The sequence below is a fragment of the Faecalimonas umbilicata genome (assembly GCF_004346095.1).
In the GTDB taxonomy this organism is placed as follows: domain Bacteria; phylum Bacillota; class Clostridia; order Lachnospirales; family Lachnospiraceae; genus Faecalimonas; species Faecalimonas umbilicata.
Genome location: NZ_SLZV01000031.1, coordinates 1 through 25,466 on the forward strand (window position 1 = coordinate 1; position 25,466 = coordinate 25,466).

The window sequence follows — 25,466 nt, forward strand, 5'->3', positions numbered from 1 at the left end:
TTTAGGTTGACATTTCTGTCTGTTCTGAAATTTTCTCATTTGTTCGAAATTTTCAGGGTTGTGTTGTCTATTGTTTAATTATCAATGTTCTGTTTGCTTTGCTCTCTTGCGACAGCTATATTAGATTATCACATCTTTTTATCTTTGTCAACAACTTTTTTCATCTTTTTTCAAATCTTTTCTTTTGTACTTTCGTAACTTTCTCTGATTCGGTATTTTTCGACGTTTTCCGTTGTTTCTCATCTGTCTGCTCTCTCGAGCGCTCAGTTATCATACCATTCTTCGACACGAATTGTCAATAGTTTTTTTATTTTTTATTTTATTTGTACAATTCATACAATTTCCGCCCCTGCTTTCGTCGGTTCTCCGTGATTTTCTATCGAAACCATTGCAAAACCTTTCTCGATAGGCTATTTTTTACTTTTTCGTAAACTTTCCACATTCTCCTCGTTTTTTCTTTTCTTTGAGAACAAAAAACTTTTCACTACAGTGGTATTTGTGGAAATCTTTTTTCAAAACTATGCTATAATATATTATAGAAGTTGACAGGTACGTTTCATGTGTGGCAAGAAATATGCCCTTCTTCAGAGTTATCTTCTCTGAGTAAAAAATGGATTCTGTTCATTCACACAAATCTCGGTACATAAAACAGCCATTTTCCTCTATGATTGTAAGGGGATCAGGATTGTATCTCGGGTTCCTGATCCTCTTCACACATCTTCTTTTAATTTTTCTGTATATGAAAATACCAACATTAAAAAAGCACAAAGCGCCAAACTATCTATCCGACATCATTTGTCTCGGGCATCATATTATATTTTCCTTGACCAAGAAGAATTTGAATATGATCTGTATATGCTTCAAAAGCAGCTGGAATCGGATAGTTTCGCTCAATCTCTTCCGGATGTACGAACAGCATTTGTTCTGTACATTTTTTCTCCAATTCATCCACTCTTACTTTATATCCAATCATATTCCATTCCACATGACTAAAAATATGTTTTGCCGCCCCCAAAGCTTGAATCCGGATAGGTGCAAGCCCGATTTGTCTGCAAAACGCAAGCGCTTCTTCTTCGCTTAAATGTCCGTCTCTGCCTGGAAGTTCGTACAGACCTGCCAACAGCCCTTTTGCAGGGCGCTTCCGAATTGCAATTTTCTCTCCATCTTGAAAAATGAAAATCGTTCTTTTCTCAATTCTCCTGGCTTTCGCTTTTGTTTTCACCGGAAGTTCCATCACCTTGCCAAGCTTTCTTGCCCTGCACAAATGCTTTACTGGACATTCCTCGCATTTTGCCATGCCATTCGGCACACAGATAAGTGCACCAAGTTCAATCAAGCCCTGATTAAAATCACTTGCCGCCTCTTTCGGAATGACCCCCTCCAACATATACTCTATTTTTGTCTTTGTACTCTGTTTCATAATGTCATCTTCACTTGCCAAAATTCTCGATAACACACGCAATACATTTCCATCCACCGCCGGCTTTGGTATCCCATATGCGAACGATGCGATTGCCCCCGCCGTATAACTTCCGATTCCCGAAAGACTACGGATCTGATCATACTGCCTTGGGAACTCTCCCGAAAATTCATCCATAATCTGTCGTGCGGCCTTCTGCATATTTCTGACCCGATTGTAATATCCTAATCCTTCCCACAGTTTCAGGAGTTTCTCCTCTTCTGCCACAGCAAGTTTTTCCACCGTAGGCAGTTCTTTCATAAATCGTGCATAAAAGGGCCTCACCGCTTCCACTCTCGTCTGCTGAAGCATAATCTCAGACACCCATACCCGATAAGCACTCGGATCTTCTCGCCACGGAAGTGCTCTCTTATGTTTCCGGAACCATTCTACAAGCGGATCCGCAAGCGCCTGAAGTTCTTTCGGCTCCAACAGAACCGGAACTTCCTTTCGGATCTTAATTTCATCTTTCTTTACTTCACAATCATACGCAACAATGTGTACGCCCTGTTCCCGCGCCTTTTGCAGCGCCTCCCCAAACTCTGGGTGTGTCCTTGTATTTGGTGTAAAGTATTTGACATTCTTCATCTGAACCACAAAGAAAATATATGCTTCATATCCATCCCGAACCGCCTTGCACAGTTCTTCCACATGTTTTACTCCACGCTCTGTTGGCGCATCCGGAAATTTTACCACTCCATCTTCCTCGAGTGTCACGCCTTTTACCTCTATAAAAATTTTGCGTTCCCCTTCTTCTGCATATAGGTCAAATCTGGAGTTCCCATATGTCACTTCCTGTCTGAGCATCGTGGGATTCTCGCAAAGATTTCCCGCTTCTATCCACTCCTTTACAGCTTTATTTGGAATCTGCGAATCCATATTGATCAGGCGATTCCCTTTTTTCACACTGATCAGATCCCACTTTGTCTTCCGTTCGGGATTGTCGCTCCTCTGTACATAAACGGTCGCCCCAGGAACAAGCAATTCCGCACACCTTCCTGTATTCTTCACATGCACGATTTCCTTCTTCCCCCGGATTTCAACCTCTGCAATGAAGCGATTCGGACGTTCCAAAAAATATCCCTTCTCTATTCTCTCATATTTCATTTTCTACTCCGCCAGTGCACAAGCTTTCGCCCACTCATTCTCCTTAAATCCTGGAATTGCAAAATCTTCCCCTAGAAGAAGCGGTCTCTTCACAAGCATGCCGTCTGTTGCCAAAAGCTGATACTGCTCCTCTTCCGTCATCGTCGGAAGCTTATCTTTCAACTCCAGTTCCCGATATTTCATTCCACTTGTATTAAAAAAGCGCTTTAGTGGAAGTCCACTTTTTCTGTGCCATTCCCGCAGTTCCTCCTCTGTCGGATTGTTTTCAACAATATGTCTCTCCTCGAATGCAATCCCCTGCTCCTCCAGCCATTTTTTTGCTTTCTTGCAAGTAGAACACTTTGGATACTCTAACAATAAAATACTCATGTATATAATCTCCTGCTTTTAACTTTTTTTGATAAATTCTGTGTGACACTTCGGGCAGGTAATGCAAATCTTGCCTTTTCCTTTCGGCACCCGGATTTTCTGCTTACAAGACGGACACTTGTAAATATGATGTGTCTTCCTCTGCTCGAAGTACTCTTTTTCCCGCTTCAGAAATGTAGTTGCCTTTCCTTTCAGTTCTAAAAATTTTTGATTTTCCTCAGCCCTCTTCTGATAATTTCTGGAAAACATCCGGAAATAACAGAGAAGGACAAGCAGACATGCGAGTGTATTTAAAAAGTTATTTCGAAATCCCATCGCAAAAACCAACAGTACTACTGCGGTTCCAAGCATGAACTTGCTCAACGAATCTACCCCGTAGCGACCTATCATAAACTTCCTGAACTTCTCTTTCATCTTCCTTCGCCCCTTTGCCTTGTTCTTCCTACATCTTCGCTGAAACATTCAAAAAAGTCAATCCATTTTATTGAATCTTTATAATCTACATACACTTTTAATAGCCGCCTAAAACCTAGAAAATTCTGTCCTGAAATCATCTGCTCTGATCACAAAAATTTTCTATCATATAATAAAAAACAGGAAAAACTATCTTTTAAGCGTTCTCTACTCTTCTGACAATTTTTCCTGCTTCTCTATTTTCTTCACTTTTCAACTGTTTTATAACACTTTTGATAAAAATTCCTTTAATCTCGGATGCTGTGGATTCTCAAAAAATTCCTGCGGTGTGTTGCTCTCTTTGACTTGTCCTTCATCGATGAACAGAACTCTTGTCGCCACCTCTCTTGCAAATCCCATCTCATGTGTGACAACAACCATTGTCATTCCATCGTCTGCAAGCTCTTTCATCAATCCAAGTACTTCACCTACCATCTCCGGATCCAGCGCCGATGTCGGCTCATCAAATAACATCACATCCGGATTCATTGCCAATGCCCGCGCGATTGCAATACGCTGTTTTTGTCCTCCCGACAGCTGTTTTGGATATGCTGCTGCTTTATCCGGAAGTCCAACACGTTCTAACAGTTCCTCTGCTTTCTTTGATGCCTCCTGCTTTGACAGCACCCCAAGTTTGACCGGGGCAAGCATAATATTTTCCTTGATCGTCAAATGAGGGAATAAATTAAACTGTTGGAATACCATCCCCATTTTCTGTCTTAATTTATTAATGTCACAATTTTTGCTTGTAATATTGTTTCCCTCAAACCACACTTCCCCGCTTGTCGGTACTTCTAAAAGATTCAGGCAGCGGAGGAATGTAGACTTTCCAGAACCGGAAGGTCCCACTACTACTACTTTTTCACCTTTTTCAATATGTTCATCAATTCCTCTGAGCACTTCATGTCCATGAAATGATTTTTTTAAATTCTTAGTTATGATCACCTTGCGCCATTCTCCTTTCAAATAGATTTAAAAGTTTTGTCAATCCTAATACAATGACAAGATAACATACTGCTGCTACATAAAGCGGCGGAAGAATATCGTACGTTGCAGAACCGATATACTGTGCTGCTTTCGTCAGATCTGTCACAGCGATCACACCTGCCACAGATGTCTCTTTGATCAACACGATAAATTCATTTCCAAGCGCCGGAAGAATATTTTTGATCGCCTGTGGAATGATGATTTCCTTCATGGTCTGAAGATAATTCAGTCCAAGAGAACGTCCGGCTTCCATCTGTCCTTTATCGATCGACTCGATTCCCGCACGGATGATCTCTGCTACATAAGCACCGGAATTAATTCCGAAGCAGACCGCTCCAACCAAAAGTGCATTGGTATCCCGAGACGTAAATATAAGATTATAAATGATCAACAGCTGTACCATAACCGGTGTGCCTCGAATGATCGTAATGTAAATATTACATATCTTATTAAAGATCCAAAGCTCTTTTCTCTGTACAGCGCTTACTTTTACTACTGCCACTAAAAGTCCGATCGCAATTCCGATCAGAATCGCAAAGATGGAGATTAATATTGTAATCTTTAATCCATCCAAATATGCCAGATATCTCTGGTCTTTGATTACCGCTTTATAAAAAGCATCCGAGAAATTTTGAAAAAATCCCGTCATCATAATTCCTTTCATTTGTTTTCTCCTTTTCATTGACCCTCAAAGGGGCTGCCGCAAAATCCAGTCTCCCCTTCCTGTCCCTATTCAGCTTGAACACGCTGGGAAATCCGCTTTTTGCAGCAGCCTCTTTTTTAGTTTTCTCTGTCTTACTGTCGTTGTCTTCTGAACTGCTTATTCACTCTGTACGTGATTTGCTGTGAATTCTTCAATTTTTCCTTCTTCCACCAGCTTATCGATCACTTTGTTGATCTCATCTAACAGTTCTTTGTTTCCTTTTTTTACGGCGATTGCATACTTATCTTCAAATAAAGTTCCATCTAATGTTGTCAGTGTATCATTTGCCGCTACCAACTCTTCCGCCGGATATTGATCCATTACGATACAGTCAATCTTGCCATTCTTTAAGTCTTCTGCCGCCTGCGCAAATTTTGTGTAACGCTTCACTTCTTTTGGATTACAGTTATCTTTGTTGGATACCCAGATATCTGCAATATTTCCCTGTTGTACTGCGACAACTTTTCCATCTAAGTCAGAACCTGCCAGTTCTTCTCCTGCCGGAGTCACCGCCGGATTTTCTTTATTTACTACAATGACCTCTGTAGAATTTACATATTCATTAGAGAAATCCATCGCTTCCTCACGTTCCGGACTGATAGATACTCCTGCTGCCACAAAATCTACTTTTCCACTCTGCACCGCTGCAAGTGCTCCGTCAAAATCCATATTCTTAATCTCCAGCTCTTTGCCCATCTCATCGGCGATCGCTTTTGCGATGTCCATATCGATTCCGACTACTTCGTTGCCTTTCATATATTCATATGGTGCAAATCCTGCTTCTGTTCCTACGATCAGTTTCTCTGATTTTGCCCCTTCTTCCTTTCCACCACATGCTGCCATGGAAATCATCATTGTCCCTGCTAATAAAATTCCTGCTACTTTCTTTATCTTCATAACGCTTCCTCCACTTGTTTTTTGTATGTTTATTCGTCTATATTGCATATTATACTATGTTTTTTATAAAAATCAAGTGGTTTTTGCAAATTTATGCATATTTTATGCAAATACTGTAAAATACAGTAGAACAAGAGCTCCAAGAATGATCCGATAATAGCCAAATACTTTGAAATCGTTCTTCTTAATATAACCCATCAAAAACTTAATCGCGATGACAGATACCACAAATGCGACCAGACAGCCAACCAACAGCATCGCCGCTTCCATCGCAGTAAAGGAAAGACCAAATTTTAAAATCTTTACAAAACTTGCCCCGAACATTACCGGGATCGCAAGGAAAAATGTAAATTCTGCTGCTACATATCGAGATGTCCCGAGCAAAAGTGCACCAACGATCGTTGCTCCCGACCGAGATGTACCTGGAATCAGCGAAAGTACCTGCCATCCACCGATAAGCAATGCTGTCTGATACGATAACTGCGACAGTTTTGTCACCTTCGGTGTCTTTCCTTTGTTCCAGTTTTCTACGACAATGAATAAGATTCCGTACAGAATCAACATCGCAGATATAATTTCAGGTTTATGCAGATGTGCTTCCATCCAGTCATCAAACAGAATTCCTATCACCCCCGCCGGGATACATGCCACAATGACCTTCATCCAAAGCTGAATCGTCCACGCTTTCTGTTTCTGTGTTTTCTTCGGCGAAAATGGATTGAGCTTATGGAAATACAGTACAACAACTGCCATAATCGCACCAAGCTGGATCACGACATTAAACATCTCTTTGAATGCCGCACTCGCCTGAAGTTTAATGAATTCGTCTACGAGAATCAAATGCCCGGTACTACTGATCGGGAGCCACTCTGTGATTCCCTCCACAATACCAAGCAGGATTACTTTTAACATTTCTAACATTCTTTCTCCTCCTAATCTTTCTGAAGAATCTTCTCAATTATTTTTGCCACACCATCTTCCTCATTGGAATCTGTGACAAGATCTGCTGCTTCCTTGACCGCTTCCTGTGCATTTTCCATGGCCACTCCGCATCCCGCCTCCTGGATCATCGAAATATCATTCCAACCATCACCAAATACTATCATTTCTTCGCGGCGGATTCCGAGCAGCTCTGCCAGCTTTAACATCCCCTTTCCTTTGTCTACTCCCTCTGCATTTACTTCTATATTATTAGATAATGCTCTTGTAACTGTAACCTGTCCCATCTGTTCCAGTTCCCGGAGTGCACACATCTTCTCGTTTTGGTCTGCGAAAATTGCATGCACCTTATCTACTCCTCCCGGCAATTGTCGTGCTGTCTCTCTGATATTCTTAACCACTTTCCTGGTCGAACGAACATATTCTGCCATCGCAGGTGATTCCATCATCTGATCTACTCTTTTCAGATCATGCTCACTGATATAGCCGACACCTTGGAAGTAAATCTCTTGTAATGTATCATATTTATCATAGATATCCAATATCTTTTCTGTAATTTCTTTTGGGACCGGCTTCTCGTACACTATAGTCCCATCCTTTGCATCTACGATCCTTGCTCCATTTGAAGTCAGTGCATACCGTATTCCTTTCACTTCCATAATTTCCTTTGGAATTCCCGAAAACGGTCTGCCGGTCGCAGGAAGTACGATCATCCCTTGTGCAATCGCCTCCTCCAACGCCCTCTTGGTACGTGCTGTCAGTTTCTTTTCTCCCGTCAGGATTGTTCCATCCAGATCAAACCCTAATAATTTATATTCCATTTTCATGATGTCTATCCCTTCCTTTTCTCGCTCTATTTCTTTGCTCCTTTTCTCATCTTTCAAGTTTTGTCTATTTTATCAAACATTGAAAAAGAAATCAATTTATACTATAATGTAGGGCATTAAGCATACCGAATGCAACTTTTAAGAAAGGACTCCGAAACACATGTATGGTTATCACAAAAAACGATATCACCGCCTTTGTATCTGCCTTCTGTCTGTGATATTTTCTATTGCCTGCCCTGTCTATGCAGCGGACACTCCTCCTTCCTCAGACACACTGTCAGCACACAATACATTGCTGCTTGATACTGCACAATCACTAAGCACAATGACTGATCGCACAGAAGAAATGAAAAATTTGCTTATAGATGCACAAATCCAAGAAGCCAGACAATATCAAATGATGCGGCTGCGAATTCAGTGGCTCTATGAAACAGGCTATTCTTCCTTCTTGGAGCAGCTACTTGGCGCCTCTGATTTTCCAGATTTTCTAAATCGCTCTGAACAGATCCGCTCGCTCATCACCTATGACAGGAATCAGCTCACAGAGCTTTCTAACCTTCGCAGTTCTATCGAGGCAGATGCCGCGCTCCTCACAAAACAGTGTGACTTACTGCGCGCTTCCAGAGATGCACTGTCCATGGAATACGAAAAGCTTCTTATTCTTTTGAATCAGCAAAATACTGCTTCCGGTGTATCCGTTTTCCCTGAAGTATTCAGCCGAATTCCCGAACTGATTGCCCGTGCTGATGAACAAATCGAAGAAGGACAACTTGCCGCCGATCAGGGAATCCATGCTCCTTCTTCGGAAATCCGCGACCCAGATCCATCTCTGAACGATGATATTTCCGATAACACTTCTAACGTGGCAGACAGTGAAAGTACCGTGGATGAGAATGAGGAAGATGACGAAATCGCCCCTCCACCTTTTGCTCCTCCCCCGTCTTTCTCGGTATCTGCCTCTGAAAGTCTGCTTCTCTCTGCGTTAATACAGTGTGAAGCAGGTACGGAAGACTATACTGCCATGACTGCACTTGCATCCTGCATTCTCAACCGGGTAAGCAGTCCACTATTTCCGAATTCAATTTCAGGTGTCATCGAATCAGAACCACTGTTTTCCTCTGTATCTGACGGAAGAATCGAGGCACTCCTCTACGGGGATATTGACTCTGTATGCCAAAATGCAGTTTTTGATGCGATATCCGGTACGAACCCAATTGGTAGCTGTCTGTACTTTTCACCTGCTTCCTCCTCTGCTTCCGGAGCGACGTTTGGAAGCTTTACATTTTATTAATTTGCATATTTTATGATTTTATTGTATAATAGACAAACAGGTTATGTACTAATGTGAAAGGAAAATATGGCATGAATACAAAAGTAAAGCGCATGATGCGTACATTGCTCAGCTGCACACTTGCAGTTTCAATGTATCTTCCATGCACCAATGTGTATGCTACTGACACGGTCGACAACCTCGAGAAGAAGACAAATGAGCTCTCCAGTGAGCTCTCTAAAGTAAATGAAGAATTGTCTACTCTCAGCAGTGAACTAGATTCTACCATTTCTAAAGTAGAGTCTACCACTAACGCAATCGAACTTACCAAAGTCAGTCTCGCAGATGCACAGGCAAAAGAAGTTCAGCAGTACAGCGATATGAAGCTTCGTATCAAATATATTTACGAAGCCGGAGATCTTTCTTTTTTAGAATTGCTCTTTTCTGCTGAAGATATGACCGATTTGTTGAACAAAGCCGATTTCATTCAAAACATCAGTTCTTATGATCGCAAGATGTTGGACGAACTGCATAACACCAAAGTAGAAATCCAAAAGCAACAGACACTCCTGGAAGATGAGAAAGAAGCACTGGTCACTCTCCAGACACAGATGGACCAGAAGTGCAACGATCTCCAGGCAAAAGCAGCTTCAACAAGCACTGAGCTTAATAATTATTCTGATCAGTTGGCACGTGCAAAAGCCGCTGCCGAAGCAGCCGCAAGAGCAGCCGAAGAACAGCAACGTCTCGAGCAAGAACTTGCACAGCAGCAGCAACAGCAGCCTGCTCCTAGCCCAAGTGTTCCTGATCAGCCAGTGACTCCTCCTGTGAGTCCAGAACCAAGTCCGCAACTGCCGGATTCCGGAAATACTACTCCGCCATCAGGTACAAGCCTCGGAGTATTTAAAATTACACACTATTGTGCCTGCTCCATCTGCTGTGGAGAATACAGCAATGGAATTACTGCCAGCGGTACCACTGCACAGGCAGGAAGAACTATCGCGGTTGATCCTTCTTTGATTCCACTTGGAAGTTCCGTAGTGATCAACGGACATACCTATGTCGCAGAAGATACGGGGGGCGCTATCAAAGGAAACCGCATTGATGTTTTTGTCAGCAGTCACAGCGAAGCCCTCGCAAATGGTGTTTATTACGCAGAGGTCATTTTACAATAACAACTATTGAAAACTGAATATCGAAAAACTGAATATTGCGAAACTTAATAATAAATAGCACGAAAAAGTACATAAAGTGGGAGAACTGTCATCTTTCAGTTCTCAAAAAAGGATTCCGGATCGGGGCTTACCGCCTCTTTCCGGAATCCTTTTTCTATGCATATTATTGATAATCGAATACATCGATCCATTTCATCAGGAACTCTTTCTCCATCTCATTTTCCTTAGAAAGTTGTGCCGCTGCTACAATCGGAAGCCACTGTTGCACATACTGCTTTGCAGTATCACTCTTCTTGCAGAATAACTTCAAATAAAGGTCTGCCTTTTTCTGGTCTTTCAGCGCAAATAGGAGATAAGTCATCGCTGCGTCTGCACTTGCATTTCCCTGCGTAGCATGCGCCCAGTCAATCACTGTCATCTTTCCAGTTTTACCGACGATCACATTACTTGGATTGAAGTCTCCATGGCATACTTTGTCATGCTTTGGCATACTCTCAAGTCTTGTAAGCAATTCATATCTTGCTGTCGCATCCAGATCCTTCAGTTCGTTGATCTGCCGTGCAAGCTTATCTTTCAACTTATTCAAAAGAGGATTTCTCTTGCTCTGTACCTGGAGCTGGAGATCTACAAAGTCTTCCATATACTTCTCAAGATTTGCCGGATCGACATTCATCATCTCTTCCAATGTCTTTCCCTCTTTGCATTCGATCACAAGTGCCCATCTTCCGTCAATCTGTGTCACCTGTTTTACCTTTGGAATATCAAGACCAGTCGCCTCTACCCTTGCGGTATTCAACGCTTCATTAAATACATCTGCCTTTGGATGTTCTTTCCCAAAAATCTTTACAATTCCCTCTTCTGTTTTATACACTTCTTTGTGTGCACGTTTTACGATTAAGTTGCTCTGCTCTAACTTCATGTGGGTTCCCTCCTAATAATACAATTCTACTGTCATTGTTCGCAGACTGTATCCGAACTGCAACAAAATAATCTGTAAACAACTTCAATATTTTTTATTGTTCTGATTTGATATTGCTATTATATACCTTTTCAAACGATTTGAAAAGAGTTTTTGTATAATTTTTAACATTTTTTTACGCACTATTTTTATTGTTATTTTATTATCAATCTAAATTTATGCACTTATCTATTTATTACTAGAAGTTTCTCCTACTCTCCCCTTTGGCAAAAGCTCCAAAATCCTCTCTGCAACTTCATCCGGGGTTGCATTTTCCTGCGGTGATGTACAGATATACTTCGGATAACTACTGTCTTTTAACCCTTCGATCAAGATGATATCGGCCTCCGGGAAAAAAGGAAGCAGCATTTCTGCAGTAATTTCCGGAGCCCGTTTTGTGACAAGAAACTGACTTTTGGAAAACACCGCTGTTCCGTAGGCACCAGCTTTCTGATGCTGATAGCTATCGGTTCCCGGCACATCACTCTCAAATTCATGCCCGTCATGCTTAATGACTGCCACCTGATATCCCTTTTCAGTTAGAATCGGAATTATTCCTGTAATCAGTGTTGTCTTTCCTGTATTTTTATAGCCACTCACGGCAAAGATTACCGGCTGGATAACATTCTTACCCATACTTTCTCCCCTTTCTTTCGTCCCTCTTCAATCCCAGGCGGAATTTCCAACAGACAATTGCAACCATTGAGTGAACTTAAGATTCCTGAGGCATTTTGCCTTTTCCACACTACCGTTCCATTCTCCCATCTCGCCCGTACAAACCGCGGCACTTTCCCGGTCTTTTCAAAGGTTTCTGCCAAGGTTCCTTCCCTGTACTCTACCCGGTATCTCTGGCTTCCCGTCATCTTTTCTAACACCGGAAGCACAAATAATTCCATATTAACAAAAGTACCATATGGATTTCCCGAAAAACTAAGCATCGGGATTTTCTGATAACTTCCGCCCATCATCGGGGATCCTGGCTTCATCCTCACTCCGTGGAAACAGATCTCTGCACCAAGAAGTCCATATGTTTCCTCCACAATATCCTTCTGCCCAACCGATACACCGCCAATTGTCAGAATCAAGTCTGCATCCATCCTACATGCCTTCTCTATGGAATCTTTAAGACATCGGGCATCATCTTGCACGGTATCCATCCACACTACTGATACTCCAAGCTCTGTAAGCCTGCTACACACAAGATACAGATTCGCATTATAAATTTTGCCGAACGACAATTCGCTTCCCGGCTCTGTCAGCTCACTCCCGGTTGCTATCACCGCCGCACGCACATTGCGCACCACTTTTGCATGAGAATACCCCATCGAGGCAAGTAGTCCACACTCTGCGGCCCCTACGGTTTCCCCACGCGTTAACAGACAGGTGCCCGCCGAATAATCTTCCCCCGCATCACAATAATTTTCATAGGCATGCTGTTCTTGAAAAACAGATATCGTGTCCCCCACTCTCTCCACATCCTCCTGACGAATCACAGTGTCTGTCCCCTGTGGAATCGGCGCACCTGTCATCAGGCGTACCGCCTCTTTTTCTCCTACTTTCTTCCCCGAAGCTTCCCCTGCATAAATCGTATCGATCACATGCAGAGAGACTCCGTGTGTATCATCCGCTCCGATGCTGTCCTGACTTCGGATTGCATAACCGTCCAGAGGGGATCTCGGAAATGGAGGCTGGGCATGTCTGCTATATACATCTTCCCATAGCGTGCGCCCGGAAAGTTCCAAAAGTGGAAGTTCCTCCCACGCATCCAGCGGGCGTACTTCCTCCAAAATTTTTTCTACAGCCTCTTTCAGAGAAATCCTCACCAGCTCTTTTCTTTCTATTTTACTTAAATATGCCCGATACTCTTCTTCTGTATTGATATTGCCACCCCCATCTCTTTCGTCTTCCAACCAGACAATCTTCTCCTCTATCTCGTTCAAAAGATTTTGCAGTTTATAATCTTTTCGTTCCAGCTGCCGTCGGATCCATGGAAGCATCTCCTTCGTATAGATGCCTGGAAATGGACATCTCTTCCCATCTCTTATAAGAAAAACCGGCTTTCTCTCACGAACCCATTCGCCTCTCATAGTATCTACTAATTCCTGATCCACTTCCGGCATATCGCATGGTACAAAAAGAACTGCCTGCTCCTCACTGGACGTAAGAACACTGTAAATCCCACCAAGAGGTCCTTTTTCTTTTTCCAAATCTTCCACAAGCGGAAATCCCTCAAAGCCACACTCGCCAACATCTGCTTGTGTTTGTTCGTATTTCTTCCGGTCTTCCACAGAAATATAAATGGCAGAACATCCACTTAATTTTGCAGCAATCTTCTTCCAAAATACGGTTTCTTCCACCGGCAAAAATGCTTTTTTTCTGCCATTCATACGGCTGTTTTTTCCACCTGCCAAGATACATGCTGCGATATCAGCCTTCCTATCTCTGTCTTTTCCCTTATCCATCGATCTTCTCCCATGTGATCGCACCCGGATAACAGGTTCGGACACATGCAGGTTCTCGTCCCTCTTTGATCCGTTCCACACAGCTGTCACATTTTTCCATCTTTCCTGCTTCATTAAAGTGGATCACCTGAAGCGGACAGACTGCCTCACAACTTCTGCAGCCATTGCAAAGGTCCTGATCTACGAGAATAAAACCTGTCGTTTTTTCCCGGTAAATTGCGTGTTGCGGGCAGACATGCTCACATTTTCCACAGTGAATGCACCCTGGACACACTGTTTTTTCAAATGTCCCTGATAAATCTGTCACCTTCTGAAATGCCCGGAAACTCGGCACAATTTCCCCTACAGAGTGATGTGCATCCAGACAGGCTATATGGCATGCATAGCAGCCGATACATTTTTCTTTATCAAATTTCAGTCGATATGGCATCTTCCTCTTCCTTTCTTCTTACATTACAAAAATAACTCTTATATCCCGGAAATCCGGAAATCGGATCGAGATAGGTAAGCGGAATCAGCTCATTCGCTTCTCCCTTCTTGTTTCCATGATAAATATGTACGATCCCCGGCAGATTGTTTCTGACGGCTGCCGCAATTCCTTCCATGCTTCCTCCTGGCGAAGTCACTACTACTCGGTCGCCTTCCTGAATCTGAAGTGATTCCATATCGGATGGATGCATTTCCACCAAAGTCGCCGGTTCCAGCGCCGCAAGCCATGGAAGACGGTTCACACGCGCATGAAAATACTGAGGTTTTCTGGAACCTGTATTCAGGATCCACGGATAAACTGTTCTGTCCACCTCACTTACTTCTCTGAAATCCCGGTAAACCGGAAGACCGTCATACCCATAAGCATCCTTATATTTTTCTAACACTGTAGAGACAAATTCTGCTTTCCCTGTCGGTGTAGCAAATCCCTCTCTCTCATAACTTTTCTCTGTCCCGAATACCAAATGTTTTGCCTGTACTCCTCCTTGATGTCCGCGCAATTCCTCCACAGAAAGTCCGGTCGGTTTGAGAATATAATTCATATATTCCTCATAGGTTCCAGAAAGCACCGGTTCAGAAAGTCCCATTCTGCGTGCCAATTCTTGAATGATCTCAATGTCATTTTTTGCCTCCCCGCACGGACAGACTGCCGCTTCTGAAAGACCGACCATACCTCCTCGCATTGTCCTTATTTCTTCCCGTTCAAAAAAGGTTGCCGCAGGCAGCACAATATCTGCCATATCGCTAGAGTCAGAAAGAAACAGATCTACATTGACATAAAACTCTAATTTTTTCAGTGCCTCCTGAAGATACGACGGCTTCGGCCACATTCTGTGGTTCATTCCAAATGCCACAAGTGCTTTCAGCGGATACGGTTCTTCTTTCAAAATATATTCTGCCAATCTTGTGCACTGCGCCTCCTCACACGGAAGCGCAAACCATGCCGGAAAGTCTTTCTGACCAATTGCTTCCTCGCCATCGTATCTCTTCACTTTCCCAAATTCATTGACCGGAGCAGACACCGGTGGCCTTGCCAGATGTCCGCCTTTTCTGTCGTAATTTCCACTAAGTCCTACAAGTGTATGAACTGCCCGATAATTCTGTACTCCATTGATATGATGTACGACCGTCGCCGCGGAGAACATGATTCCCGCTGGACCATTTGTCGCATACAGCCTTGCAGCCTCCAAAATTTTCTCTGCCGGAACTCCGGTGATCTTCTCTGTATACTCCGGAGTAAACTGCTTTACATATGCCCGGTATTCTTCAAACCCGTGAACATATTTTTCCACAAACTCATGGTCATACAGATCCTCTTCTATCATCACCTGTGCCATTCCAAGCGCAAGCGCTCCGTCTGTTCCCGGAAGCAGGCGTAAATGGATATCTGCCTCTCTTGCCGTGACCGTGTTTCTTGGATCTACCACAATAATCTTGACCCCTCGTGCCTTCATTCCCCGATAGCTTTTGCTCATCGGTGTATTAGAGTGATATAAGTTGGAGGCCCACAGCATAACTGTATTGGCATTTGCCAGATCCGGAAAGCAAATATCATTTCCATAGATGGACTTCCACGCCATATTAGATGCCTGAAAGCAAGTGCTTGACTCGGTACAATAATTCGGTGATCCATACGCATTTGCAAGACGGAGCAATGCTGGACGATACCATTTCGGATATCCTGCATAAAAAATCGTTGACCGTGCACCGTACTGTTCCCGGACTGACAGTAATTTCTCCGCGATTGTCTGATATGCTTCTTCCCAGCTGATCCTAACAAACTTTCCCTGTCCTTTTTCCCCAACTTGTTTCATCGGATAAAGCAATCTTTCCTGATTATATATGTACTGTCTTGCAGCTGCCCCCTTCGCACAAAGTCCTCCGCTCTGCCCAGGCAGATCTTTGCTTCCTTCTACCGAAATAATCTTTCCATCTTCTACATAGACATCCATTGGGCAGCCGGACGCACAGATACCACAGACTGCTTTTTTTACCTGTTTCTTTCCATGTTCTTTCTGACTCAATATCGTTCCTCCCTCTTTCGTTACTATCCTCTTTCGTTACTATTATTTTATCCCACTCAGCGCCAGTCCACGGATAAATTGTTTTTGGAACAGGATAAAAATCACAATCATCGGAAGCATGATCATCGTTGCCGCCGCCATTGTTGTTGTCAAATCCTGCGTATGTTCTGTACTAAATACGACAAGCGCTAAAGGCAGTGTCATCTTCTCCTTATCATTTAACATCAGAAGCGGATTCAGATAATCATTCCATGACATCATTGCCGTGAAAATTCCAAGTGATCCTATTGCCGGACGAATATTGGGAAGAATAATTTTCCAATAAATCCCAAAAGCAGATGCGCCATCAATTTTTGCTGCCTCACAAATACTATCCGGTATATCTTCAATAAATTGCTTTGCCATGTAAATTCCAAATGCACTGACCATTCCCGGAATGATCAAGGCCCACTGTGTATTAAACAATCCCATTTTCTGAATCATCAAAAACCTTGGAATCATCGTTACTTGCCCCGGTACCATCATAGTTGCCAGCAAAAGCAAAAAAAGCATCTTCTTCATTTTAAATTCATATTTTGCAAAAACGTAACCAATCAATGTACTTGTAAAAATAACTGCTGCCGTCACAATTGTCGTAATTAAGATGCTGTTGAAAAACCATCTTCCAAGCGGTGCTTCTGTAAATGCTTTGATATACCCTTCTAATGTCCATGTTTCCGGCAGCATCGTTGTCTTATTGATTCTAATATCCGCATTTGTACGGAATGAAGTCAAAAACATCCATATCATCGGGAACATCATCGCTGCGCAAAATACTGTCAAAAATAATATAATCACATAGTGATACCATCTATATCCATATTTTTTCATTATTCATAACTCCAATCTAAACGCATCATTCGGTTCTGAATCAATGCAACTGCAAATACTATGACAAACAGTGCCATTGCAATTGCAGACGCATATCCCATATCATAATTTGTAAAACTCTGTCGATAAATGTAGTTTGTCAATACCATTGCAGAGTAGTCTACCCCACCTTTCGGTGCAATCACACGAAATTGCGCAAACATCTGAAAATAGTTTGCCATTGTCATCACTGCAACAAATGCAAACGTTCTTCCCATCAGCGGAACGCGAATCTTCAAAAATCTGCAGATTGGTCCTGCACCATCAATTGCTGCCGCCTCATCGAATTCTTTTGGCACACCTTCCAATCCTGCTGAAAACAGCACTACATTATAGCCAATATCTGCCCAAAGTGTATATGCGATAATAATTGCAAGCAATGCTCCTGTTGTCATCGTCCAGTTCTTTGGTGCCATCCCGAAAACTCCCATCAAACGATTTAGAAGTCCTCCATCTGTCTCAATGATCCCCGACTTCCATACAAGCGCTGTTCCTACCATTGGCGCAATACATGGAATGAATAAAATCGTCCGAAAAATCGTTTTCCATTTTTTTGATGGGAGCACCGAAATCAATTGCGCTAGAAACAATGTAATCACGATATTAAGAAATACTGCTATAATCCCAAACACTAACGTATTGACTACTGCCTTTTTAAAAATCGGATCTTGAAACATTTTCATATAATTATCTAGACCAAGAAATGGATTACTATCACGCGCCGGATTATAATCAAAAAAAGAGATACCCAACCCATAAAACAGCGGAAATACTACAAATAGAAACAACAGAGCAAAACTCGGAACTAGAACCATAGAAACAAATTTTTTATCTTTCATTTTCTTCCTTCTTTCTCATTTTTTATAGAAATAACCGGGAATTCACTAACTGTGAACTCCCGGTACTCTGCCACTTATTTTGTTTCATAACCAAGCTGACATTCTGCCGTGATCTTTTCAGACACCTCTTTCAATGCTTTTTCTATATCTGGATTTTCCTCCTGGCAAAGAGAGATGAACATCTCATTAAAAATTTCTCGCATCGCGGATGTATTATATGGTCCCATCCACTGTCCTTTCTCCATAATATCAAGAAGAAATGTAATATTTGGCATTGCTTCTCTATATTCTTCATTATCTAACAATGATTTTCTCGGTGGAAGCTGATTACATGCAATATTATGTTTCACAAGATTTTCTGGCTGACTGAAAAACTCAATAAATTCCCATGCTGCATCTTTATGTTGGCTGTTTTCCGGAACCATAATTCCCCATCCTGTCTCTGATGCAAACGCAACCTCATCTCCATAAAGAGGGACCGGAATATATTCAAAATCTTCTCCATAAGTCAAGTCATAAGAACCTGTTCCTTCTCCAATTCCCCAAGAGCCAACTGAAGCCATAAATCCTTTATCCTGATAGGTTCTATTAAACGCATATTCTCCTGAAGTGAGTGATTCTAAGCTTGTCTCACCATCTTTTACCATGCTGACAATTTCTTCCATTGCCTTAACCCCTTCCGGTGTCGCAAAATTGATTGAGTGGTCTTCTTCTAGATACTGACCGCCCTGCTGTAAAATCATGGATAAATAATTACAAATCAAAGCATCTGCATCGATCATATCAAATCCTGTCATCTCCATGACTTCCCCATTCTTCTTTGCCACTTTCTTAGATGTTTCTCTCAATTCTTCCCAAGTCTGTGGATAAGAAAGTCCCGCTTCTTCAAACAGTTTTTTATTTACAATCATTCCTCCATACTCTAAATTAAATTCCATTGGGACTCCATAATATTTTCCTTCTTTTTGAAAAACACCAAGTGTTGGATCCAAATAATCACTTTCTAATTCTTTTACAATATCTTCAGGAACTTCTGCAAGCGCATCGGTCTCGATAAAGTTTGGCGCGGTTCCTCCCCACACTGCAATGATATCAACTTCTCCCTTGCCAGATGTAAGGGCAGTCTGAATCTTTTGATTATATACATCAAAAGGATAATTAGAAAGCTTCACATCATATTCTGGATGTTCCTTCTCAAATCTCTTGATTGTCTCTTCATAAGCCTCTATCCACGGTTTATTTTCATGACACCAAAAATTAATAACTGTTTTTCCATCTTTTTCTTTTTTTGTCTCCTTTTCATCACTTCCGCAACCGGTAAGACTAGATACCGATAAGCCAAGCGCCAAAAGGATTGCAAGTGTTCTCTTCATAGCATTTTTCTCCTTATACTACTTCTTCTCAAAATATTTTCTCTGCGTTTTTATCATAGCATAGGCGAAATGTTTGTTCTAATTGATATTTTTAATGCAACTCACTATTTATAGATTATTTCTATGTCGCTACTTAATATCCTTTCAATTTCTTCAATATTGATAATGCCTTTTATATAGTTACATACTTCATCTATCTGTTTTAGGTATTGACAAAGCAAACTAAATTAATTAAAATAGCAACATGAACGCTGTTCATTTTGAAAATGAGGCTTCATCAGTCAAATGGAACACACTATTATTCACAAAAACATTAGGAGGTTATTTTATGCAGGCAATAGTTGAAACAGTATTTGACGCATGTTATCTTATAGGGGTCGTTACATTGGGAATTCTTATGATTGCTAAAAGTCATGGGAATAAGCAGTACCGCCTCTTTGGAATTATGGCAGTTGTATTAGGATTCGGAGATGCATTTCACCTGGTTCCGAGAGCAGTTGCATTATGTACAACAGGATTAGACAATTTCACAGTTGCATTGGGAACAGGTAAATTTATTACATCTATCACAATGACCGTATTTTATATCATTCTATATTATATTTGGCGAATCAGATACCATGTAAAAGGGAAAAATATCTATACTATATTCGTATATGGTATGGCAATAGCTAGAATTGTCCTGTGTCTGTTTCCACAGAATGCCTGGACAAGTTCAGCCTCTCCATTATCGTGGGGAATTTATAGAAATATTCCTTTCACAATTATGGGGCTTATTATTATCTATCTGTTTTATAAAAGTTCTAGAGAGCAAAACGATAAATTATTCAAAAATATGTGGCTGACAATCGTCATTAGCTTTGGTTTTTATTTGCCTGTTGTATTATTTGCCGATCTTATTCCTATCATCGGAATGTTAATGATCCCAAAAACATTGGCATATGTTTGGACTGTTTGGATTGGATATCACGCCATGAAAGCTGAACAGGAATAATCACAAAAAAGACAGAAGACACTGACTTTCGTCAGTCCTCCTGTCTTTTTCTAATGCCCTTTTCAGCCTTACGTCTTCTTTTTCTCTAACCAGGTAGCTACACTATCTTTCCTGAAATTAGTTTCCGTAGTAAACTCTTAAGTACATTTCTTTAATTTCTTTCATCAGTGGATATCTTGGGTTTGCACCTGTACACTGATCATCAAATGCCTGTTCTACCATTTCATCTAATGTATCCAGGAAGTATTTTTCATCTACTCCGTATTCTTTGATCGTCTTTTTGATTCCAACTGCTGCTTTTAATTCATCGATCTTCTCAAGGAATTTTTCAAATGTTTCTTTGTCGTCTTTTCCTACAACGCCAACGAATCTAGCGCATTCTGCATATCTTTCTAATGCGTGTGGATACTGATACTGAGAGAATGTTCCCATCTTTGTAGGCACATCTGTTGCATTGAATTTCATTACTTCGTTGATCAGTAACGCATTTGCAACACCATGTGGTAAGTGGTGGAATGCTCCTAATTTGTGTGCCATTGAGTGACATACTCCTAAGAATGCATTCGCGAATGCCATACCTGCCATGCAGGAAGCATCTGCCATTTTCTCTCTTGCGATCGGATCATTTGCTCCGTTTTCGTAAGCAGATGGTAAATATTTGAAGATATTTTTCATTGCTTTTAATGCAAGACCATCTGTATAGTCTGTTGCCATGATAGATGCATATGCCTCTAATGCATGTGTAAGTGCATCAATACCGGAAGCACTTGTCAGTCCTTTTGGCTGGCTCATCATATTATCAGCATCGATGATCGCCATCTTCGGTAATAATTCGTAGTCTGCTAATGGATATTTTACTCCAGTCTTTTCATCTGTGATAACTGCAAATGGTGTCACCTCAGAACCTGTTCCTGAAGATGTCGGGATTGCAACGAAGTAAGCCTTCTCTCCCATTTTCGGGAATGTATATACTCTCTTACGGATATCCATGAAACGCATTGCCATATCAAGGAAGTCTGCTTCTGGATGTTCGTACATTACCCACATAATCTTTCCGGCATCCATTGCGGATCCACCACCAAGAGCGATGATCACATCTGGCTGGAATGCTGTCATTGCTGCTGCACCTGCTTTTGCACATTCCAGTGTCGGGTCTGGAGCTACTTCATAGAAGCATGTGTGCTGGATTCCCATTTCATCTAATTTTTCTTCGATACCTTTTACATATCCATTGTGGTATAAGAAGCTGTCTGTTACGATGAATGCTTTCTTTTTGCCCATCACTGTTCCCAGTTCATCAAGAGCAACCGGCATACATCCTTTTTTGAAATAAACTTTTTCAGGAACTCTGAACCAAAGCATGTTTTCTCTCCTCTCGGCAACTGTCTTCACGTTGATCAAATGTTTTACTCCTACGTTCTCAGATACAGAGTTTCCTCCCCAAGAACCACATCCCAATGTAAGAGACGGAGCTAATTTGAAGTTGTAAAGATCACCGATTCCACCTTGAGAAGAAGGTGTGTTGACAAGGATACGGCATGTCTTCATAGCTGCTGCATGTTTTGCAAGCTTCTCTGTCTCTGCAGGGTGTACATAAATGGAAGCTGTATGTCCATATCCACCGTCAGCTACTAACTGCTCTGCCTTTGCGATCGCTTCGTCAAATGTCTTTGCTTTGTACATTGCAAGTACCGGAGATAATTTCTCGTGTGCAAATTCTTCTGAGATATCTACAGATTCTACTTCACCGATCAGAATCTTTGTATCTTCCGGAACATCCACTCCTGCCAATGCTGCGATTGTGTGAGCAGACTGTCCTACGATTTTTGCATTTAATGCACCGTTGATGATGATTGTCTTACGAACTTTTTCAATCTCATCTTTTTTGAGGAAGTAGCATCCTCTGTATGCAAATTCTTCTTTCACTTCTTTATATACTTTTTCCAGAACTGTCACAGACTGCTCTGAAGCACAGATCATACCATTATCAAATGTCTTTGAATGAATGATAGAGTTTACTGCAAGCTTCACATCTGCTGTGTCATCGATGATAACCGGTGTGTTACCAGCTCCAACTCCGAGTGCCGGCTTTCCTGAAGAGTAAGCTGCTTTTACCATTCCAGGACCACCTGTTGCAAGGATGATGTCTGCATTTTTCATAACTTCATTTGTAAGCTCCAGTGATGGTACATCGATCCATCCGATGATTCCTTCCGGTGCTCCTGCCTTTACAGCTGCATCTAAAACTACTTTTGCTGCTGCGATCGTAGCTGCTTTTGCACGTGGATGTGGGCTGATGATGATTGCATTTCTTGTCTTTAAGGAAATCAATGTCTTAAAGATTGCTGTAGATGTCGGGTTTGTTGTCGGAATAACCGCTGCAACAAGACCGATCGGCTCTGCGATCTTCTTGATTCCGAATGCTTTATCTTCCTCGATCACACCACATGTTTTTGTATCTTTATATGCATTGTAAATATATTCTGCTGCATAGTGATTTTTAATTACTTTATCTTCAACGATTCCCATTCCAGTTTCTTCTACTGCCATTTTTGCTAACGGGATACGCATTTTATTTGCTGCCAAAGCTGCTTCAAAAAAGATTTTATCTACCTGCTCTTGTGTAAATGTAGCAAATTCTCTCTGTGCTTCACGCATTGCTTCCATTTTTGCTGTAAGAGCTTCTACACTGTCAATAATTGCTGGTACTACTTCTTTTTTCTTTGCCATACCAATTTTTCCTCCTGTAAATGAGTTAAGTAAATTCTTTTCTACATCCCATAGTATATTTTCTCGTTAAAAAAATGTCAATAGAAAAATTGATATTTTTTTAACTATCGTTGTTTTTCTTATATTTTGACGAAAATGATTGTTTTCTCTATCTTTTTCTTGTGCATTTCACACGCAAAAAGCAAATTGGTTTTCACAAGTGTATTTTTATTGTTAAAAATAATTCGAACTCTTCCACTTTTCCTCAGCAAGACCAACCCATACTATATAAATTTTCTCACAAAATGAGTAATTCCTTTTCCAGATTATGCTATACTGATATAGAAACAGTAAACCTTTGTATGGCAAACTTTTGCCGTTCAAGACAATCTCAAATACTAGCAGGAGGAAACAAATTGAAACTTGTCATTTATGGAACAGACACTTGTAAAGACTGTGTAGATGCAAAAGCACTGCTTGATGCAAAAGGGATTCGCTATCTCTTTCTTGAATTTTCTGACAGCATTGGCAATCTCAAACGCTTCTTAAAAATCCGTGATACCAATCCAATGTTTGATGCAGTAAAGGAAAAGGGTGGCGTTGGAGTCCCACTCTTTGTGCTGGAAGACGGAACGATGACCTTCGATGTAAATGAGGTCATAAGCAAAATAGAAAACGCATAGCAGCCCATCTCAAAACAAGAAAAAGATGTAGCCTTTCCCTTCTTTGTCCATAAATCTCCTCTCCCGGAAATTCATGGAGAAAGAATTTTAAAACTACATCTTTTCCTTCTCCAGTTTTCTTATATTTTAAAAATTTACTTTTCAGGTTACTTCTATATTCACCATTCTAGCGTCAGTTCCTGAAGTTTTGTAATTCTTTTTTGCTCATAATCAAGCAGGATCTCAATTTTGTACTGTTTCTGCATCAGATGTACCATAAATTTCCGGTAGCCTCTATCTCTTCAACGGAATCCGCGTAAAATATTCTGCTTCATTCTCATGATGAATATAAGCTCCATTTTTCTTCTGCACGTTCAGGGAAGCCAGATTATCTTTATGTACCGAAAGATAGATTTCCTCCTCAGGCACGATTTTTCTTGCAATTTCCAACAACATTTCCAGACCTTTTGTTGCATACCCTTTTCCCCGGTACTTTGGAGAAATCCCATAACCGATATGACCAGCTCCATGAACGAGTCCCTCCGTCAAGCGATGCCGTAAATTGAAAATTCCAACGTATTCTCCCTCCGTTTCCAGAAGGTATACAGTATCCGGTACAAATCCTTCCGGAAGATTCACTCCCTCTGAATTCTGCTTCCGAAGTTTCACATACTCCTGAAACTCCTCCCTGGAGAATCCATAGGCTGCATTGATAAATCCATTTTCATCCTGTACAAACGTATTTTGAAGCTCATAAGCTCTGTCAAAGTCTGCTTCCCAAAGTTTGATCAGTTTCATCTCTTCTCACCTCATTCTTCTTTTTGCTGATTCTAACATAACGGGTTAAGAAAAGAAAGCTTTTGTTTATCCTCTCATCTCGTTTTCAATATATTCTATATACTCTCTTCTCTCGACCTCTTCTTTATTTTCACAATACCACGCAAATGCCTCCTGCAATCCTTCATAGAAATCTTTCACATCCGGCAACAGTTCCTTCTGTTTTTTGACATCCAGCACATACTCATATGCTGGAAAACAGAAATAGTTTGTCTGACAAACCTGATCCTCGACAAGCCGCGCCCGCAATGGTTCTCCTGCTGCCCGATAACACAGCTCCACAAACGTACGAATATCTATTGCCTCATTTCCCACATTAAAAATATGCTCTTCTGGTCTTTTCTCAAGAATAGCTTCCATCAATCTGCACAAATCCTCCACATGGAAAAATTGAAGCTTCTGACTTCCATCTCCCGGCATATAAAATTTTCTATGCTGCAATGCACAATCAAATACAAAGGCTTCCCGGTAAACATCGTTCATCGGCCCATACAGATATGGAGGACGGATCACATAGGCATCCGGCACTTTCTCCATCAAATACTCCTCCGCCTCAATTTTATCACTTCCATATTTTCTCCAGATAGAATTGTATCCTACCGACTGCTCCTCTGAGAAAGGCTGCTGCAATGTCTCAGGATATACTGCACTGGAACTGATCAGGATATACGTGGAAAATCCATTCAACTCCGCAAGAAGATTTTTCACATCTTCTTTCGTATATGCAGTAATATCCAACACATGATCAAAGTGTTTCCCCTGTAGCACTCCATTCAGCTGATTCCGGTCTGCACAGATCCACTCAACTCCTGAGACCTGCGGCCTCGATCCCCGGTTCAACACAGATACCTCATATCCCCGTTTTACAAAATATTCTGCTGCAAATTTACTTACAAAAACCGTTCCGCCTGTAATTAATATTCGTTTTCCCATTTCCATTGTCTCCTCTATTATCCCATCGTTCTTCTTCCGTTATTTTACTTCGTACTTTCTTACTGCTTCCTTTTATTATGAGAAATTTTAT

General features: G+C 41.4%; 23 protein-coding genes. 4 read left to right on the forward strand and 19 right to left on the reverse strand.

Annotated features, from left to right (window positions below):
• Nucleotides 1–781 precede the first annotated feature (781 nt).
• The 8 genes from mutY to EDD74_RS12660 form a co-directional block, all read right to left on the reverse strand.
• A complete protein-coding gene (gene mutY / locus EDD74_RS12625; protein WP_116441124.1) occupies nucleotides 782–2,566 on the reverse strand; it encodes an A/G-specific adenine glycosylase in 1,785 nt (594 codons plus the stop codon).
• Nucleotides 2,567–2,569: 3 nt separating this feature from the next.
• Nucleotides 2,570–2,935 carry an arsenate reductase family protein gene (locus tag EDD74_RS12630; protein WP_016441557.1) on the reverse strand — a complete coding sequence of 122 codons (366 nt, stop codon included), beginning with the start codon at nucleotides 2,933–2,935 and terminating at the stop codon, nucleotides 2,570–2,572.
• A gap of 18 nt (nucleotides 2,936–2,953) precedes the next feature.
• Nucleotides 2,954–3,349 carry a hypothetical protein gene (locus tag EDD74_RS12635; protein ID WP_242990074.1) on the reverse strand — a complete coding sequence of 132 codons (396 nt, stop codon included), beginning with the start codon at nucleotides 3,347–3,349 and terminating at the stop codon, nucleotides 2,954–2,956.
• A 261-nt stretch (nucleotides 3,350–3,610) separates the two neighbouring features.
• Nucleotides 3,611–4,333: an amino acid ABC transporter ATP-binding protein gene (locus tag EDD74_RS12640; protein ID WP_008977664.1), complete on the reverse strand. Its 723-nt coding sequence runs from the start codon at nucleotides 4,331–4,333 to the stop codon at nucleotides 3,611–3,613.
• Nucleotides 4,320–5,039 carry an amino acid ABC transporter permease gene (locus tag EDD74_RS12645; protein ID WP_008977665.1) on the reverse strand — a complete coding sequence of 240 codons (720 nt, stop codon included), beginning with the start codon at nucleotides 5,037–5,039 and terminating at the stop codon, nucleotides 4,320–4,322. The genes EDD74_RS12640 and EDD74_RS12645 overlap by 14 nt, the downstream gene beginning before the upstream one ends.
• A gap of 156 nt (nucleotides 5,040–5,195) precedes the next feature.
• Nucleotides 5,196–5,975 (reverse strand): ABC transporter substrate-binding protein, encoded by a 780-nt coding sequence (locus EDD74_RS12650; protein ID WP_008977666.1) that lies wholly within the window; start codon nucleotides 5,973–5,975, stop codon nucleotides 5,196–5,198.
• Between the two features lie 102 nt (nucleotides 5,976–6,077).
• Nucleotides 6,078–6,896, reverse strand: a complete 819-nt coding sequence (locus EDD74_RS12655; RefSeq protein ID WP_008977667.1) for an undecaprenyl-diphosphate phosphatase — start codon at nucleotides 6,894–6,896, stop codon at nucleotides 6,078–6,080.
• Nucleotides 6,897–6,907: 11 nt separating this feature from the next.
• Complete coding sequence (locus EDD74_RS12660) at nucleotides 6,908–7,741, reverse strand: Cof-type HAD-IIB family hydrolase (protein WP_116441123.1); 834 nt, start codon at nucleotides 7,739–7,741, stop codon at nucleotides 6,908–6,910.
• A 160-nt stretch (nucleotides 7,742–7,901) separates the two neighbouring features.
• Between EDD74_RS12660 and EDD74_RS12665 the strand changes: the two genes are divergently transcribed.
• A complete protein-coding gene (locus tag EDD74_RS12665) occupies nucleotides 7,902–9,032 on the forward strand; it encodes a cell wall hydrolase (RefSeq protein ID WP_116441122.1) in 1,131 nt (376 codons plus the stop codon).
• A 71-nt stretch (nucleotides 9,033–9,103) separates the two neighbouring features.
• A complete protein-coding gene (locus EDD74_RS12670; RefSeq protein ID WP_039861795.1) occupies nucleotides 9,104–10,186 on the forward strand; it encodes a 3D domain-containing protein in 1,083 nt (360 codons plus the stop codon).
• A 163-nt stretch (nucleotides 10,187–10,349) separates the two neighbouring features.
• Here the strand turns inward: EDD74_RS12670 and EDD74_RS12675 are convergent, their stop codons facing one another.
• The 8 genes from EDD74_RS12675 to EDD74_RS12710 all read right to left on the reverse strand — a co-directional run bounded on the left by EDD74_RS12675 (nucleotide 10,350) and on the right by EDD74_RS12710 (nucleotide 19,240).
• Complete coding sequence (locus EDD74_RS12675; RefSeq protein WP_008977671.1) at nucleotides 10,350–11,105, reverse strand: aminoglycoside phosphotransferase family protein; 756 nt, start codon at nucleotides 11,103–11,105, stop codon at nucleotides 10,350–10,352.
• 228 nt (nucleotides 11,106–11,333) lie between these two features.
• Complete coding sequence (mobB, locus tag EDD74_RS12680; protein WP_116441121.1) at nucleotides 11,334–11,780, reverse strand: molybdopterin-guanine dinucleotide biosynthesis protein B; 447 nt, start codon at nucleotides 11,778–11,780, stop codon at nucleotides 11,334–11,336.
• A complete protein-coding gene (locus tag EDD74_RS12685; protein ID WP_116441120.1) occupies nucleotides 11,753–13,606 on the reverse strand; it encodes an NTP transferase domain-containing protein in 1,854 nt (617 codons plus the stop codon). Before EDD74_RS12685 ends, mobB begins: the two co-directional genes overlap by 28 nt.
• Nucleotides 13,599–14,036 (reverse strand): 4Fe-4S dicluster domain-containing protein, encoded by a 438-nt coding sequence (locus tag EDD74_RS12690; RefSeq protein WP_116441119.1) that lies wholly within the window; start codon nucleotides 14,034–14,036, stop codon nucleotides 13,599–13,601. Before EDD74_RS12690 ends, EDD74_RS12685 begins: the two co-directional genes overlap by 8 nt.
• Nucleotides 14,014–16,119 carry a molybdopterin-containing oxidoreductase family protein gene (locus EDD74_RS12695; protein WP_116441118.1) on the reverse strand — a complete coding sequence of 702 codons (2,106 nt, stop codon included), beginning with the start codon at nucleotides 16,117–16,119 and terminating at the stop codon, nucleotides 14,014–14,016. The genes EDD74_RS12690 and EDD74_RS12695 overlap by 23 nt, the downstream gene beginning before the upstream one ends.
• Nucleotides 16,120–16,161: 42 nt before the next feature.
• Nucleotides 16,162–16,989 carry a carbohydrate ABC transporter permease gene (locus tag EDD74_RS12700; protein WP_116441117.1) on the reverse strand — a complete coding sequence of 276 codons (828 nt, stop codon included), beginning with the start codon at nucleotides 16,987–16,989 and terminating at the stop codon, nucleotides 16,162–16,164.
• Nucleotides 16,989–17,867 (reverse strand): carbohydrate ABC transporter permease, encoded by an 879-nt coding sequence (locus tag EDD74_RS12705; protein WP_008977677.1) that lies wholly within the window; start codon nucleotides 17,865–17,867, stop codon nucleotides 16,989–16,991. Before EDD74_RS12705 ends, EDD74_RS12700 begins: the two co-directional genes overlap by 1 nt.
• A 74-nt stretch (nucleotides 17,868–17,941) precedes the next feature.
• Entirely contained in the window at nucleotides 17,942–19,240 is a 1,299-nt protein-coding gene (locus EDD74_RS12710; protein ID WP_016441566.1) for an ABC transporter substrate-binding protein, read from the reverse strand.
• A 328-nt stretch (nucleotides 19,241–19,568) separates the two neighbouring features.
• On the opposite strand from EDD74_RS12710, the gene EDD74_RS12715 reads away from it, so the two are divergent.
• A complete protein-coding gene (locus EDD74_RS12715; RefSeq protein ID WP_116441116.1) occupies nucleotides 19,569–20,234 on the forward strand; it encodes a hypothetical protein in 666 nt (221 codons plus the stop codon).
• Nucleotides 20,235–20,351: 117 nt separating this feature from the next.
• On the opposite strand, the gene adhE is transcribed toward EDD74_RS12715, so the two are convergent.
• Complete coding sequence (gene adhE / locus EDD74_RS12720) at nucleotides 20,352–22,964, reverse strand: bifunctional acetaldehyde-CoA/alcohol dehydrogenase (RefSeq protein WP_016441567.1); 2,613 nt, start codon at nucleotides 22,962–22,964, stop codon at nucleotides 20,352–20,354.
• A 395-nt stretch (nucleotides 22,965–23,359) separates the two neighbouring features.
• On the opposite strand from adhE, the gene EDD74_RS12725 reads away from it, so the two are divergent.
• Nucleotides 23,360–23,626: a glutaredoxin domain-containing protein gene (locus EDD74_RS12725; protein ID WP_008977681.1), complete on the forward strand. Its 267-nt coding sequence runs from the start codon at nucleotides 23,360–23,362 to the stop codon at nucleotides 23,624–23,626.
• A 273-nt stretch (nucleotides 23,627–23,899) separates the two neighbouring features.
• Here the strand turns inward: EDD74_RS12725 and EDD74_RS12730 are convergent, their stop codons facing one another.
• Both EDD74_RS12730 and EDD74_RS12735 read right to left on the reverse strand, forming a co-directional pair.
• On the reverse strand, nucleotides 23,900–24,403 hold the full coding sequence (locus tag EDD74_RS12730) for a GNAT family N-acetyltransferase (RefSeq protein ID WP_116441115.1): 504 nt from the start codon (nucleotides 24,401–24,403) through the stop codon (nucleotides 23,900–23,902).
• A 66-nt stretch (nucleotides 24,404–24,469) separates the two neighbouring features.
• Nucleotides 24,470–25,375, reverse strand: a complete 906-nt coding sequence (locus EDD74_RS12735) for an NAD-dependent epimerase/dehydratase family protein (RefSeq protein ID WP_116441114.1) — start codon at nucleotides 25,373–25,375, stop codon at nucleotides 24,470–24,472.
• Between the last annotated feature and the right edge of the window lie 91 nt (nucleotides 25,376–25,466).